Raw genomic sequence first — 14367 nt, forward strand, 5'->3', positions numbered from 1 at the left:
CGCCGTGCTCTACCGTCTAATCGAGTTTTCCCTGCGCCAGCGCCTGCTGGTGCTTTTGGCGACGCTGGCGGTCTGCATTGCCGGCGCGATGGCCTTCATGCGCTTGCCCATCGACGCATTCCCCGACATCTCGCCGACGCAGGTGAAGCTGGTGCTCAAGGCGCCCGGCCTGACCCCCGAGGAAGTCGAGGCCCGCGTCATCACGCCCCTGGAGATGGAGTTGCTGGGCGTGCCCAGCGCGGTGATGTTGCGATCGGCGGCGAAGTACGCCATTGCCGACATCACGCTCGATTTTGCCGAAGGCACCGACCTTTACTGGGCCCGGCAGCAGGTGGCGGAGCGGTTTGCCAACGTGGCTCCCGACCTTCCCGAGGACGTGAGCGGCGGACTCGCACCGATTTCCACTCCGCTGTCGGACGTGTTCATGTTCACCATCGAGGGCGGCGGCCTGAACCTGCAGGAGCGCCGCAGCCTGCTGGACTGGACCATTCGCCCCGCGCTGCGCACGATACCGGGGGTCGCCGACGTGAACGTCCTGGGCGGCGAAGCCAAGAGCTTTGTCGTGGTCCCCAACCGGGGCCGGCTGACCGCCAACGGGCTGGCGTTGGATGATCTGGTGGACGCTTTGCAGCGCAACAACCGCAATGACGGTGCAGGCCGCCTGCAGTCCGGCGAATCGGCACTCATCGTTCGGGCCGAAGGCGCCCTGCAGACGGTCGGCGACATCGGCAACGTGGTGGTCACGTCCGGCGCCCAGGCCTTGCGGATCCGGGATCTTGCCGAGGTTCGCGTGGAGGGACTGACCCGGTACGGCGCGGTCGTCCGTGACGGCGAAGGAGAGGCCGTCCAGGGAATCGTGGTGGCGTTGCGCGGCGCCGACGCGTCGCAACTGATCAGGAATGTGGAAGCGCGGCTTGAGGAAATCCAGCCGAGCCTGCCGGCGGGCGTGGAGATCGACACCTTCTACAACCGCAGTGCCCTGATCACCCGGGCCGTCGGCACTGTCGAGCGTGCGCTGCTGGAAGCCACGGCACTGGTGGTCATCCTGCTGCTGCTTTTTCTCGGCAACATGAGGGCGGCGGTCGTGGTCGCGCTCATACTCCCAATCGCGGCACTTTCCACGTTCCTGCTGATGTATCTCACGGGACAGAGCGCCAACCTGATGAGCCTGGGCGGCCTGGCCATCGCCGTGGGATTGCTGGTGGACGCAGCGGTGGTGGTCATAGAGAACACCGTCACCCGCCTCGACCCGGACGCGCCGGGCGCGCACCTGCCCCACCTGCATCGCGTGTTCGCCGCGACCCGCGAGGTCGCCATGCCGGTCGCTGCGGGCATGCTCATCATTTCCCTGACCTTTGTGCCGCTGCTGACCCTGCAGGGTCTGGAGGGCAAGCTTTTCGCACCCGTGGCGCTGACCATCGTTTTTGCACTCGGCGCCTCGCTGCTGGCGTCGCTCACCGTGATACCGGTGCTGGCCTCCTTTCTTATGAAGGAGGGTGCCCACGGTGATCCTTGGCTGGTGCGCAAGGTCGACGGAATCTATCGGCCACTGCTCGACAACGCTTTGGCCAAGCCTGCCTACGTTTTTTCCGCCAGTGCCCTCGCCCTGCTGCTGGGTGTCGTGGCCTATACCGGCACCGGCAAGAGCTTCATGCCGACCATGGATGAGGGCGACGTGCTGATCCAGTTGCTGAAATCACCCTCGATCTCGCTGGAGCGCTCACTTGAGCTTGAGCTCGCGGTGGAGAAAGCGATCATGGACGAGGTCCCGGAGGTCGCCCACATCGTTTCCCGTGTGGGCTCCGACGAGCTGGGCCTGGACCCGATGGGACTCAACGAGAGCGACATGTTCCTGGAGCTCAAGCCCAAGAAGGAGTGGCGCGTGCGCGACAAGGACTGGCTGACCGGAGAACTGCGCAAGGTGCTCGCCCGCTTCCCCGGCATCGAGTACGGCTTCACCCAGCCCATCGACATGCGCGTCGCCGAAATGCTGACCGGAAGCCGTGGCGACCTGGCGGTGAAGATCTTCGGTCCCGACCTGACGGTGCTGGGCGAGCTCGCCCAACGCGTCGCGGTCCTGGTGGAGGAAACCGATGGTGCAGAAGACGTCCTGACCCAGACCACCGAAGGGGTGGATTACCTGAAAGTCGAGATCGACGCGTTGGCCGCCGGGCGACAGGGTCTTGCAGTGGCCGATGTGCAGGACGAACTGCGCGCCCAGCTTGAAGGCGTCGATGCGGGGATGGTGATCGAGCCCGATCGCAGGACGCCGATCATCGTGCGCGGCAACGACGACATCCGGCTGTCTGCAGAGCTCTTCTCGCGGATGCAGGTCAGCCTGCCGCAAGGCGGCGATGTACCGCTGTCGAGCATTGCCCGCATCGTGGGCGGCAACGGACCGGTGATGATCGATCGCGAGCACGGTTCGCGCTACGCGCTGGTGCAGGCCAACGTGGACGGACGTGACCTGGTCGGCTTTGTCGAGGAAGCGAAGGCCGCGGTGGCTCAGGAGATCCCGTTGCCGGCAGGCTATCGGCTGGAATGGGGCGGCCAGTTCGAGAACCAGCAACGCGCCGCAGCGCGTCTGGCCCTGGTGGTCCCGGCAGCGTTGGGACTGATTTTTCTGGTCCTGTTCATGACGTTCGGCTCCGCGCGACAGGCGTTGCTGGTGCTGTTCAACATCCCATTCGCACTGGTCGGCGGCATGGTGGCCCTCTGGCTTTCAGGCGAATACCTGTCGGTGCCGGCGTCGGTCGGCTTCATCGCACTGCTTGGCATCGCGGTGCTGAACGGGCTGGTGCTTGTCACCCGATTCAACCAGCTCCACGACCAGGGCCTGGACATCACCACGGTCGTGCGCGAAGGCGCATGGCGACGGGTCCGACCGGTGCTCATGACGGCAAGCATCGCCGCCTTCGGCCTGGTTCCACTGCTCCTTGCCACCGGCCCGGGCTCGGAGATACAGCGCCCGCTCGCCATCGTGGTGATCGGTGGCCTGGTCAGCGCCACCGCCCTGACCCTGCTGCTGATGCCCTTGCTGTACCGCCGCTACGGCTTGCCGCCGGTGTCCAAATCCGACAGGAGTGCAGCGCCATGAGCGACTGGATCCGACTGAACATGGTGTTCCCGCCCCGGCTTGAGACACCGCTGACCGAAGCACTGAGTTCCGACCCATCCATTCCGGGCTACACCCTTTTCCACGCCGAGGCCCATACCGGCGACTTCGCCGGCGCCTCGGATGCCGAGCGGGTCCGCGGCCGCGTGGACAGGCGCGTGTTGTGGGTGGTGATCCCCGCGGACAGGAAGGACGACGTTCTGCGCTTGATGCGCGAGCACGTGGACGCCGGCGCCCTGCGCTGGTGGACCGAAGCGGTAGTGGAAACAGGGCTGCTGGGATGAAGCGGATTGCATCAATGGCGCTCCTTTTGGCGTTGACCACGCCGATTGTGCAAGCGCAGGACTGGCTGCCCGATCCCGCTTTGGTGGAGGCCGCTATCGCCGAGCAACCTGGCGTCCGCGCAGCGATGCGCCGCACCGACGCCGCCGGAGCGCAGGCGCGTGCCCGCGCCGTGGGCCCGCACGAGTTCGAAGTGAGCGCCATTGCGCAGGAACGCAAGATCGATGTCGATGACAGGACGGAACGTTACGACGAATATGAAGCGCAACTGGGACGCGCCTTTCGATGGCCGGGCAAAGTGGCACTGGACCGCCAGATCGGCGAATACGGCATAAGCGCCAGCGAGCTCCGGCTGGACGATGCACGGCACGAAGCCGCGCGCGTATTCCTGAAGTACTGGCTGGACTGGCTGCGCGCCAGCGAACAGTCGGCGGAGGCCGCCGAGCAGTTCGAGTCGCTGAGCCGCGAGCGCACTGCGCTGGCGCGCCGGGTGCAGTTGGGCGATGCCGCGGCGAAAGATCTCGACCTGCTGGATGTTGAACTTGCCCAGGCGGACGCCACGCGACTTGCCATGAACGGAGCGCTCGTGGACGCTGAGGCTGCCATCGCACATGACTTCCCCACCCTGCCCTTGCCGGAGCATGTCCCTGCTTTGGGCGATCCGCAGGAGTTGCCCGAGACACCGGCGGCCTGGGTGAACCGTATTGTCCAGCGCAGCCACGAAATTGGCGCGCTGGAAGCAGATGCCATGCAGGCTGACGCGCTCGCCGCTCGCAGCCGTGCGGACCGCCTGCCCGACCCCACCCTTGCCCTGCGATTGATGAATGATCGGGGGGGGCCGAGCGCGTGGTCGGCCTCGTATTCACCATGCCCGTGGGCGGACGCCACCGCTCCGCCCTGGCCAGCGCCGACGGCGCCAGCGCCGCCGCATTGCACGGTGATGCCCAGGCGAAGCGTCGCGAGATCGAGCGCGAGGCCGAGCAGGCCGTACGCAAGGTCGAGCAGGCGCGCATGCAGTGGCTTGCCCAGCAGCGCGCCCTGAGCGCCAGCGATGGCGCCCGCAAGCGCATGCGTCGCGGCTGGGAGCTGGGCGAATTATCACTGGCGGAGTGGCTGCTCGCCGAGCGTACCCATCGGCAGATCGCCCTGGCAGAAGCCTCGGCCCGAGCCGACGCCGAGGAGGCGCGACTGGGGGTCCTGGTCGACAGCCACGAGCTTTGGCACGCCGATTAGCCGCGGTTGGCGCCTATGATGCGCTCGAATTCCAGCTCCTTCAGCAAGCCCGCATGGTCGCGATGCACGAACGCCGCGGCCAGCTCGCGTCCGCGCTTGAGGTAGCTGATGGTGCAGTCTCGCTTCGAAAGGTCGCCGTCCAGCCGGACATCGTCGAAGCCCGTCGCGTGGCCGACGTAGGACAGGCCGAACCCGTGTTGCTCGGTCCAGAAAAAGGGCACGGCGTCGTAGCGTTTCCTGCGACCCAGCATGTTCAACGCAGCGGTCTGTCCCTGGTGTTCGGCGACCACCCAGTGCTCGATGCGCACGCGTTCGCCGGTCAGCGGTCCCGGCCACAGGGCAATGTCGCCCGCGGCGTAGATTCCCGGCGCACTCGTCTGCAGATATCGGTCGACGATGACGCCACGATCGACCGCAAGCCCCGCCGCTTCGGCCAGTTCCAGCCGCGGGCGCACACCGATGCCGACCACCACCAGATCGGCTTGCAGGGTCTCCTCGTTGGTCAGGATGACCTCGTCTTCGTTGATCGTGCTGGCAGTGGTTTCGAGGTGGAAAATCACCCCTTTCTTCTCGTGCAGTTGCTGCAGGAAGGCACCGAGCTCCTTCCCCAACACGTTGGCCATCAGACCGGTTTCGCGCCCGACGACGTGCACTTCGATGCCGCGCGCGCACAGGCCCGAGGCGACCTCCAGTCCGATAAAGCTGGCGCCGATGATCACCGCGGTTTTTGCGCTTCTCGCTTGCGTGAGCAGGCGGTGGCATTCGCCGGCACTGCGCAGGTAGTGCACGTGGGGAAGGGACGCGCCCGGCACATCGAGCTTGACCGGCTCCGCACCTGTGGCGATCAACAGCGCCTCGTACGCAACGCGCTCACCGTCCGCGAGTTTCACCTCATGCTCGTCCACATGGATACGCTCAACGCGCGTTCCCAAGCGCAGGTCGATGGCGTTGTCGCGGTAGAACTGTGGCGGATGCAGGTCGTTGGCGTCCTCCTCGATGTCCCCGCTGAGCACGCCCTTGGACAGGTTGGTGCGGTCGTACGGCGCGGAGTCATCGGCGCTCAGCATGGTGACCGGACCGGTGTAACCCTCGCGTCGCAGCGTCTGGGCTGCGCACAATCCGGCCGCTCCTCCGCCGATGATGACGATCGATGCCGGCAACGCTACCGCTGTGGAATCGCGAGTGGGCTTCAGTGAAGCGCGTGGTTCTGCAGGCCGCTTTCGGGTCACGGTGGCTGTGCCTGCGGTGACCTCGACCTGGTAGCAGTCCACCGGATCGAGGGCAGGCGGGCGCGATGGCAGGCCGGTGCGCAGGTCAAAACAGGCGTGGTGCCAGGGACAGCGAACGCCGCCATCCACCACCAGCCCTTCCGCGAGCGGTCCACCCTGGTGGGTGCACACCGCACCGAGGGCGAAAAGCTCCTCGCCCTGCCGGACCAGTACGACGGGTTTGGCATCCACATGACCCAGCAGCAGCCCGCCATCGGCAATCTGGTCGATCCGCACGCCGACCGCCAGGTCGGGCCCTTCCAGCGTCTCGGTGTCGTCCGCCATCCCGGTGTCCTCTGTGTTGCCCCCCGTTTCGGTCTCACTCCCGAGCCTGAGCCACCCCGCATTAGATCGCGGTGAATCTTTATCCTCCTGGCGCACCGCTTCCCATGGTCAGATGGACGTGGTGCTGTTGACCGTCATCGCTCAACGGAATCCTCGCAGCATTGCCGCTCAATCCTACCGGCGCGCCGTCCAGCATGGCGTCGCGGATGCCGCGGGTGGCGCCCGCGGGGTTGTCCAGCTGGATGTGATATTCCGAACCGCGGTGGCGGTAGATCATGGTGAAGCCGGGCCAGTCCGCGGGAATACAGGGATCCACCAAAAGGTGGTCGCCACGCAACCCGAAGCCGAGCAACGCCTCGATGCCAGCGCGGTATAGCCAGGCGGCGGAGCCCGTATACCAGGTCCATCCACCGCGCCCGGCCAGGGCGCCGATGGAATAGACATCGGCGCAGGACACGTAGGGCTCAACGCCGAAATGCTCAGCCGCTTTTGGCGATATCGAATGGCCGATAGGATTGAAGAAATCGAACAGCTCCCAGGCCTTGTCAGCCTCGCCCAGCGCGGCCCAGGCAAAGATCGACCAGATGCAGCCGTGGGTGTACTGCCCGGCGTTCTCCCGGACGCCGGGCGGATAGGCCTTGATGTAACCCGGGTCGTGGTGGCCGTTCTCGGCGAACGGCGGCGTAAACAGCCGCGCTAGGCGGTGGCGCCGGTCAACCAGTTCACGGTCGGTGGCATGCATGGCCGAACGGGCCCGGTCCGGATCGCCAGCGCCCGACATGACGGCCCAGGATTGCGCGATCGAGTCGATGCGGCACGCCTTCTGGCTGGCACTGCCCAACGGCGTCCCATCGTCGTAGTAGCCGCGCCGGTACCACTGACCGTCCCGACCTGCGCCTTCCATCGCCGCTTTCACGGTGAAAGGGCACACTCGCCTCAAGAACCTCGACCTCCCCGGTCACTTCCAAGTAGTGCAGCACCGAATACGGCAGCCAGAGCCGGTCGTCGGTCATCCGGCTGCGAAGGCCCTTTCCTCCCGGCGGCAACCACCAGTGCTGCACGTCGCCCTCGATGAACTGGCGCGAGGCGGCACGCAGCAAATGCTCGCGGGCGATGCCCGGGCAAGCGATGCAGAGCGCCATCACATCCTGCAGCTGGTCGCGGAAGCCGTACGCACCGCTGGCCTGGTAGTACGCCGTGCGCGCCCACATCCGGCAGGAGAGCACCTGGTACAGCAGCCAGTGGTTGAGCAGCAGGTTTGTCGCAGAATCGGGCGTTTCGACTTGGAGCGTTGCGGTGACATCTGTCCACCTTTGCCGGATCTCGCCCATCACCGCGTCCAGATCCAGGCCGCGAGCGCGCTGGACCAGATCACTGGCGGCATTGGTTGATTCCGCGTCGCCAATCAGGAAACGCAACTCCCCCGTGGCGCCGGGTCGATCTCCAATACGGACTGTAGCGCGGCGCAGGGATCACGGCCCGCGCCGCACCAGCCCGACAGTGATCCGCCTGCGTTGAGCGCCGCCGGTCGATCGACCGCGCCATGCGTGCCGAGGAACTCGCCGCGATCGCAGGTGAAAGCCGCCATGTCCACGCCGATGTCTGCGAAGGCAACGCGCTCGCCGAATGCCTCGCGCCAGCGATTGACCGCAAACACCGCGCCGGTTTGCGGATCCTGCGACGTCGCCACATAAGGGCCGGACGCGGTTCCGTTGGGGGCCAATGCCCACTGCAGGTAGCTGGTAACCGCAATGGCCCGACTGCGCCCCGACCCGTTGTCGATGCGCAGTCGGGAGATTTTGACCGCATACCCAGGCGGTACAAGCTGCAACAATTCGATTCGCAGACCGTCGAAATCGTGCGACCAACTGGTCCAGCCCCTGCCGTGACGTGTGACGCGATTGCTTGCCGCGCCCGATAGCGGGAGTGGCGTGGCGCTCCACAGGGCGCCGCTGTCGTTGTCACGCAGGTACACGACCTCACAGGCCTCGTCGGTAACCGGGTCGTTGGGCCAGGGCGTGAGCGGATTTTGCTGGCTGTTGCAGGAGAACGTGTGCCCGCCGCCTTCCGCCGTCGCGATGAAGCCGAAGTCCGGATTGGCGACGACGTTGCTCCAGGGCGACGGGGTGCAGCGATCACCATCGGCGCGGATGAGGTACTCCTCGCCGTCCCCGCTGAAGCCGCCGTAGCCATTGTCGAACTGCAGGGAATGCGCCGCAGCGACAAACCCGGCGTGATCGACCGGACGGAGGTCCGCGTTGGGTGGGAGCGCTGCCGGCTCCGGTCCATTGTTCAGGGACGCGTCCCACCCGTTTTCCGCCACGGCACGGGTAGCTTCCGGCCTGGCCGCGACGCCGCCTGCCGGGACGATCGCCCGGGCCGCGCCGAGCAACCCTTCGTGGAGGCCGCGGTCAATTTCATCGGCGCGGAGGTAGAACGCTTCCGCTTTCGGAAGACCTCCTCCAGCTTCGAGCTTCCGCATCTGCTCTGCGACGAGATCGACAAGCGACTGATCCCCTGCAGATCCCTTCGCGACACTTCCGCTTGCCAGCAAGACCACGTCCACGCCGATTCCCATCGACTGCCAGTAGCGTTGCGCGCGCAGCACTTCATCGACACGTTGGGGAATTTCCTCCCCGTCGATCCGCAGCAGCGCGATCGGACGATCGCCGGATATGCCGGCCGCCCAGAGAACCGGAGTACCACCGGCCGCCCGGGCCAACGCCTCCGGTGATGTGCGCCACGCCGGGTTGGACACCAGCAGCGCAGCGAGCAAGCCGCACCAGCGCTCCGCGCAGGCGTGATCGACCTGGAACTTCGTCCTCCTCGCGATTTCGCAAACGCGCGCCTTTTCAGTGACGTGCCCGCAGTGTTCAGGCCCCGGCGAAGCCCTGGCCAGTGCCAGCGCCTTTACCCGCGTCTGCGCGGCGCAATTCCAGAATGCGATCTTCACCGTGGCACCGGCCGCGATTCGCACGCGGCGCCGCAGGCTGATCACGGCGTCCAGTACGTCGCCGGCGCTTCCGCCAAGTACATCGCCGTCGCGCAACGCCAACGCGTTCTCCAGACGGCGTCCGCGACCAAGGAATCCGCGGCGATCGCTCTCGTATTCGCAGGTATCGGTCGGCTGGCCTTCCACCCTCGCCACCTGGGCGATCCAGGTTTCCTTCTCGTCGGCGGATTTGCGGCGCCGGGTGGCGAGCAGCACCCCGCCCTCGGCCACCCACTCGGTGCGCACGAAAAGCTTGGAAAACGCTGGGTGAGATGCGTCCGCGGCGAGCGACCCAAGAACAGGCTCGCTATAGGAGGTCACCTCGATCACACGCGGCTGTGAGCTGCGATTGGTCATGCTCAGGTGCCGCAGCTCGGCGTCGCGATCGGCAGCCACGACCACAGTCATGGAGGTTTCCAATTCGTGCGCGATCCGTCTGCTGGAAAACACCCCATGCGCCGAATCGATGGCCACCTCACCAGCGGGCGAAGACATCGGCTGCCGGGTCGGTGACCACACCGCGCCGCTGTCGGCATCGCGCAGCACCAGGTAACTGCCCCACGCATCGCAGGTCGGATCTTCGCGCCACCGGGTCAACGCCCGGCCGCACCATCGACTCCACCCCGACCCGGCATCGGTCAACATGGTGGTGAATCGACCGTTCGACAGCAGGTGGACACGCTGCACGGCAATCGTCGCGGCGCTCGTATCGGGCATGTCTGATCCATCGGACCGCATGGAGTCTTGATCCTACTCCCCCATCGTTACGCGGCCTTGAAGGTCGATCCGCTACCGTCGCCGTATCGCAGCGGACGGATACCACGGTGACCGATGAGCGACTGATCGATCGTTTGCAGCGGGGTGCATTCGGCTACTTTTGCGGCGCGTTCAATCCGGTCAATGGTCTGGTCGCCGACACGAGCCGCGCGGGTTCGCCATGCAGCATCGCGGTGGTTGGCTTCTGCCTGGCAAGCTATCCGGTGGCGGTCGAGCGCGGATGGATCGGTCGGCGGGATGCGGTCCAACGGGCGCTGGCGACGCTGCGCTTCTTCCACGAGAGCGATCAGAGCGGCGCGGCGGGCGCCACCGGTCACAAGGGCTTTTACTACCACTTCCTGGACATCGATTCGGGCACGCGGACGTGGCGCTCGGAGCTGTCCACGATCGACACCGCGCTGTTCATTGCCGGGGCGTTGCTTGTCGCGCGCTACTTCACCCACGACACGCAGGATGAGCGCGAGTTGCGCTTTCTGGCCGACGCCCTGTACCTGCGTGTGGACTGGCAATGGGCCTGCGCCGACAAACCCACCATCCGCCAGGGCTGGAAGCCGGAGTGTGGCTTCCTGCACTACGGCTGGGATGGCTACGACGAAGGCATCCTGCTGTATGTGCTGGCCGCCGGCTCGCCCACCCATCCGATCGACAGCGACAAGTACGCCGCGTGGACTGCCACCTACCAGTGGGAAAACCTCTATGGCGAGGAGTTCCTGTATGCCGGGCCGTTGTTCGTGCACCTGTTCTCACACGCCTGGATCGACTTTCGCGGCATACGCGACCGCTTCATGCGCGAGAAGCGCAGCGATTACTTTGAAAACACCCGCCGCGCCATTGCCGTCCAGCGCGAGTACGCATGGCGCAATCCGCAAGGTTTTGACGGTTACGACCGCGACTGCTGGGGTTTGACCGCATGCGACGGTCCGGACGAGGGCAGGCCCGAGCTGGCCAACCACCTGGGGCGGCTGTATGGCTACGCCGCGCGGGGGGTTCCCTACGGGCCGGATGACGGCACCTTGAGTGCCTGGCTCGCCCTGTGCTGCCTGCCCTTTGATCCCGGGGTCGCGCTGTCGGCGACCCACGCGTTGCTGCACCGGTATCCACAAACCCTGCGCACGGAGCGCTTCGCCAGCGCATTCAACCCCTCACTCGCAGACGACGACGGCGCGCCGTGGGTATCCGCCGGCGCCTTCGGACTGGATCAGGGATTGGTGGTGATGATGGTGGAGAACCACCGCACCGGGCTGATCTGGAACCTGATGCGCGACTGCGAATACCTGCGAAACGGCTTGAAAAACGCCGGGTTCGGCGGAGGCTGGCTGGAATGAACTCCCTTACCCGTGAGGGCGCGGTTACCAATGCGCCGGCAGACGACTACGAAGCAGAACGCCTGGGTAACGTGCGTCCGTCCGCCTGGCGGAATCCGGACCCGGCGCCGAGATATGACCTGGTCATCCTCGGCGGTGGCACTGCGGGACTGACCGCCGCTGCAGTGGCGCGCGAGCGCGGCGCGAGCGTGGCCCTGATCGAGCCACGCCTGCTCGGTGGCACATGTCTCAACACGGGATGTGTCCCATCCAAGGCACTGATCCACAGCGCCCGGATCTTCGCCGAGCTGCGCGACGCCAACAGGTACGGAACGGCGGACGTTGGCCCGGTGCAGGTCGATTTCGCTTCCGTAATGGAACGGATGCGCGGGATCCGGGCGCGGATCAGCCGGGGCGATGCCGCATCGCGGTTGGCGGCCATGGGTACGGATGTTTTCTTCGCCTCGGCGCGATTCACCGCCGCCGATTCGCTGCATGTCGGCGGGACCGAACTGAAGTTCGACAAGGCGCTGGTAGCCACCGGGGCGCAGCCTCTGGTCCCTGCCATTCCGGGGCTGGCCGAATGCGGCTTCCTGACCAGCGATACCGTCTTTGACCAGACCTCCCTGCCGGAGCGCATCGTGGTGATCGGCGGCGGCCCGCTCGGATGCGAAATGGCCCAGGCCCTGTGCCGCTTCGGCGCCCGGACCACGATCGTGCAGAACTGGCCGCTGTTCCTGCCGCGGGAAGAACGCGACGCAGCGCAGATCCTGTCGGGGGCCTTTGCCCGCGATGGCCTGGAGGTGCGCCTGAACACCCGCGTTGTGGACATCCGCATGGACGGCGAGCGCCGCATCGCCGAGCTGCTGAGTGACGACAACAGGAGCACCCTGGAGTTCGATGCCATCCTTACCGGAACCGGCCGATCACCCCGCGTGGAGGGAATGGACCTGGAACTGGCCGGGATCGAGTACGACGGCCGCCGGGGAGTGCATGTCGATGATTGCCTGCGCACCAGCAATCCGCGCATCTTTGCCGCCGGTGACGTGTGTCTGGCGCACCGCTTCAACGACACGGCGCGCGCCTCGGCACGGCTCGCAGTGGCGAACGCCCTGGACGGTGCGAACGAGCGCTGGAGCGAGCTGGTCATCCCCTGGTGCACCTACACCGATCCGGAGATTGCCCACGTGGGCATGTATGTCCGCCAGGCGCGGGAAAAGGGCATCGGGGTGCGGACCTTTACCGTGCCGATGCATACCGTGGACCGGGCGATCACCGACGGTCACGACGAGGGCTTCGTCAAGATCCACGTGCGCGACGGCACCGCCGAGATCCTCGGGGCCACGATCGTCGCCCGCCACGCCGGCGAAATGATCAGCGAGATAACGCTGGCGATGGTCGCCAAACTGGGCCTCGACAAGCTCTCGCGGGTGATCCACCCCTACCCCACCCGGTCCGAAGCGATCCGAATGGCAGCCGACGCGTTCGTGCGCAGCGAGCGTGGCCCGGCCGTCACGAGGAAATTGCGAGACTGAGGCGACTACGGAGTCACGCACTAATCGCAAACGCATTATTTGAACAAGGAGGCGCGAGATGAAACTCGGCATGATCGGCCTGGGACGCATGGGCGCCAACATGGCCCGCCGCCTGATCCAGGGCGGCCACTCGATCGTTGGATTCGATCCTGATCCCGATGCCCGCAAGGCGCTGGAAAGCGACGGCGCGCAGACCGCGGACAGTCTCAAGGCGCTGGTCGAATCCCTGCCCGGCCCGCGCAACGTCTGGATGATGGTCCCCGCCGGCGACATCACCGAAAGCACGGTAGGCGACCTGCTGGCGCTGCTGGACGCCGGCGACACCCTGATCGACGGCGGCAACTCCAACTACAAGGACACCGTTCGGCGCGCGAAATCACTGGCCGAACACGACATGCATTACGTGGACTGCGGCACCAGCGGCGGTGTCTGGGGGCTGGCGGAAGGCTACAGCCTGATGATCGGCGGGGAGCCGGCCCCGGTGGAGGCGCTGCGCCCGGTGTTCGAGACCCTCGCTCCGGCGACGGACCAGGGTTGGGGCCACGTCGGCCCGCCCGGCGCCGGCCACTTCACCAAGATGGTCCACAACGGCATCGAATACGGAATGATGCAGGCCTACGCGGAAGGCTTCGCGATTTTGCAGCACAAGCAGGAATTTTCCCTGGACCTGCACCAGGTCGCCGAGATCTGGCGCAACGGCAGCGTGGTGCGCTCGTGGCTGCTGGACCTAACCGCCCGCGCCCTGGACGAGAATCCGACCATGGACGGGATCGCTCCGTGGGTCGACGACTCGGGCGAAGGCCGCTGGACCGTGGCGGAGGCGATCGATCTCGACGTCTCGGCCCCGGTAATCACCCTCGCCCTGCTGGAGCGGCTGCGCTCGCGTGACAAGGACTCCTACTCCGACAAGCTGCTGGCGGCAATGCGCAATCAGTTCGGCGGGCACGCGATCAAGAAGGAGTGACGCCGGCGTTACACTGACACTCCACACCGCCGTCGCTCGATGCGCCCGAAGCCATGCGTAATCCCCTGCAGGACCAGTTGCTGAAAGCCGGCCTGGTCAAGAAAAACAAGGTCACCCAGGTCGTCCGCGAACAGAACAGGAAGCGGCACGGCAAGGGCTCGCCCAACGCAGCGCCCGAGCCCGACGCGGTCGATGCCCAGCAACTGCTCGCCGAGCGCGCCGAGCGCGACCGCGCGCTGTCGGCCGAACGCAACGCGCAGGCGCGGGCCAACGAGCTGAAGGCGCAGGTGCGCCAGATTGTGGAGATGCACCGGGTCAAGCGCGAGGGCGAGATCGACTACCGCTTCACCGACGGCAAGGCCATCCGCAGCTTGCTGGTCAACGAGGCGTTGCGCGCCCAGCTCGCCAAGGGCGCACTGGTGATCGTGCGCCACGGCGACAGCCATGAACTGGTGCCGCGTGCGGCCGCGGAAAAGATCCGCGAGCGTGATCCGGATGCGATCGTGCTCGACCACGGCCGCGGCGCCGACGCCGCGGGCGATGCGGATGAGGACGATGATTTCTACAGCCAGTTCAAGGTGCCCGACGACCTGGTCTGGTAGTCACACCGGC

The 14367-nt window shown here is 66.2% G+C and carries 11 protein-coding genes and 1 pseudogene; 7 read left to right on the top strand and 5 right to left on the bottom strand.

What is annotated here, in order from left to right; translation table 11 throughout:
- Nucleotides 1-4 precede the first annotated feature (4 nt).
- On the top strand, nt 5-3097 hold the full coding sequence (locus INQ43_RS06570) for a CusA/CzcA family heavy metal efflux RND transporter (protein ID WP_194035922.1): 3093 nt from the start codon (nt 5-7) through the stop codon (nt 3095-3097).
- Complete coding sequence (locus tag INQ43_RS06575; protein WP_194033567.1) at nt 3094-3399, top strand: DUF3240 family protein; 306 nt, start codon at nt 3094-3096, stop codon at nt 3397-3399. Before INQ43_RS06570 ends, INQ43_RS06575 begins: the two co-directional genes overlap by 4 nt.
- An 11-nt stretch (nt 3400-3410) precedes the next feature.
- On the opposite strand, the gene INQ43_RS06580 is transcribed toward INQ43_RS06575, so the two are convergent.
- Nucleotides 3411-4010, bottom strand: coding sequence for a hypothetical protein (locus tag INQ43_RS06580; protein WP_194037698.1), 600 nt, complete (start codon nt 4008-4010; stop codon nt 3411-3413).
- Nucleotides 4011-4264: 254 nt separating this feature from the next.
- On the opposite strand from INQ43_RS06580, the gene INQ43_RS06585 reads away from it, so the two are divergent.
- Complete coding sequence (locus tag INQ43_RS06585) at nt 4265-4630, top strand: TolC family protein (RefSeq protein ID WP_255518450.1); 366 nt, start codon at nt 4265-4267, stop codon at nt 4628-4630.
- Here INQ43_RS06585 and INQ43_RS06590 read toward each other — a convergent pair.
- The 4 genes and pseudogenes from INQ43_RS06590 to INQ43_RS12915 form a co-directional block, all read right to left on the bottom strand.
- The gene (locus INQ43_RS06590; protein WP_194035924.1) at nt 4627-6183 is read right to left on the bottom strand and encodes an FAD-dependent oxidoreductase; all 1557 of its coding nucleotides are present in this window, start codon (nt 6181-6183) and stop codon (nt 4627-4629) included. The two genes, INQ43_RS06585 and INQ43_RS06590, sit on opposite strands and share 4 nt — an antisense overlap.
- Before the next feature lie 79 nt (nt 6184-6262).
- Entirely contained in the window at nt 6263-7087 is an 825-nt protein-coding gene (locus INQ43_RS12905; RefSeq protein WP_228062420.1) for a hypothetical protein, read from the bottom strand.
- 70 nt (nt 7088-7157) lie between these two features.
- Nucleotides 7158-7514 (bottom strand): annotated as a pseudogene (locus INQ43_RS12910) (hypothetical protein); the annotation flags it as partial.
- Nucleotides 7515-7588: 74 nt separating this feature from the next.
- Nucleotides 7589-9913: a hypothetical protein gene (locus INQ43_RS12915; RefSeq protein ID WP_228062421.1), complete on the bottom strand. Its 2325-nt coding sequence runs from the start codon at nt 9911-9913 to the stop codon at nt 7589-7591.
- An 86-nt stretch (nt 9914-9999) separates the two neighbouring features.
- On the opposite strand from INQ43_RS12915, the gene INQ43_RS06600 reads away from it, so the two are divergent.
- The 4 genes from INQ43_RS06600 to INQ43_RS06615 are packed head-to-tail and all read left to right on the top strand — an operon-like array spanning nt 10000 to nt 14357.
- Entirely contained in the window at nt 10000-11277 is a 1278-nt protein-coding gene (locus INQ43_RS06600) for a glucoamylase family protein (protein WP_194035925.1), read from the top strand.
- Nucleotides 11274-12791 carry a mercuric reductase gene (locus INQ43_RS06605; protein ID WP_194035926.1) on the top strand — a complete coding sequence of 506 codons (1518 nt, stop codon included), beginning with the start codon at nt 11274-11276 and terminating at the stop codon, nt 12789-12791. Before INQ43_RS06600 ends, INQ43_RS06605 begins: the two co-directional genes overlap by 4 nt.
- 58 nt (nt 12792-12849) lie before the next feature.
- Nucleotides 12850-13755 (top strand): phosphogluconate dehydrogenase (NAD(+)-dependent, decarboxylating), encoded by a 906-nt coding sequence (gnd, locus tag INQ43_RS06610; protein WP_194033574.1) that lies wholly within the window; start codon nt 12850-12852, stop codon nt 13753-13755.
- Between the two features lie 53 nt (nt 13756-13808).
- Nucleotides 13809-14357 (top strand): DUF2058 domain-containing protein, encoded by a 549-nt coding sequence (locus INQ43_RS06615; RefSeq protein WP_194033575.1) that lies wholly within the window; start codon nt 13809-13811, stop codon nt 14355-14357.
- Nucleotides 14358-14367: the final 10 nt, after the last annotated feature.

The sequence above is a fragment of the Lysobacter sp. H23M47 genome (assembly GCF_015209765.1).
GTDB lineage: Bacteria > Pseudomonadota > Gammaproteobacteria > Xanthomonadales > Xanthomonadaceae > Novilysobacter > Novilysobacter avium.

What these genes read in the sequence shown, in the direction of transcription:
- INQ43_RS06575 (WP_194033567.1), top strand. Translation starts at nt 3,094, where the DNA reads ATGAGCGACTGGATCCGACTGAACATGGTGTTCCCGCCCCGGCTTGAG.
- INQ43_RS06580 (WP_194037698.1), bottom strand. Translation starts at nt 4,010, where the DNA reads ATGTGCGATGGCAGCCTCAGCGTCCACGAGCGCTCCGTTCATGGCAAG.
- INQ43_RS06585 (WP_255518450.1), top strand. Translation starts at nt 4,265, where the DNA reads ATGCCCGTGGGCGGACGCCACCGCTCCGCCCTGGCCAGCGCCGACGGC.
- INQ43_RS06590 (WP_194035924.1), bottom strand. Translation starts at nt 6,183, where the DNA reads ATGGCGGACGACACCGAGACGCTGGAAGGGCCCGACCTGGCGGTCGGC.
- INQ43_RS12905 (WP_228062420.1), bottom strand. Translation starts at nt 7,087, where the DNA reads ATGGAAGGCGCAGGTCGGGACGGTCAGTGGTACCGGCGCGGCTACTAC.
- INQ43_RS12915 (WP_228062421.1), bottom strand. Translation starts at nt 9,913, where the DNA reads ATGCGGTCCGATGGATCAGACATGCCCGATACGAGCGCCGCGACGATT.
- INQ43_RS06605 (WP_194035926.1), top strand. Translation starts at nt 11,274, where the DNA reads ATGAACTCCCTTACCCGTGAGGGCGCGGTTACCAATGCGCCGGCAGAC.
- gnd (WP_194033574.1), top strand. Translation starts at nt 12,850, where the DNA reads ATGAAACTCGGCATGATCGGCCTGGGACGCATGGGCGCCAACATGGCC.
- INQ43_RS06615 (WP_194033575.1), top strand. Translation starts at nt 13,809, where the DNA reads ATGCGTAATCCCCTGCAGGACCAGTTGCTGAAAGCCGGCCTGGTCAAG.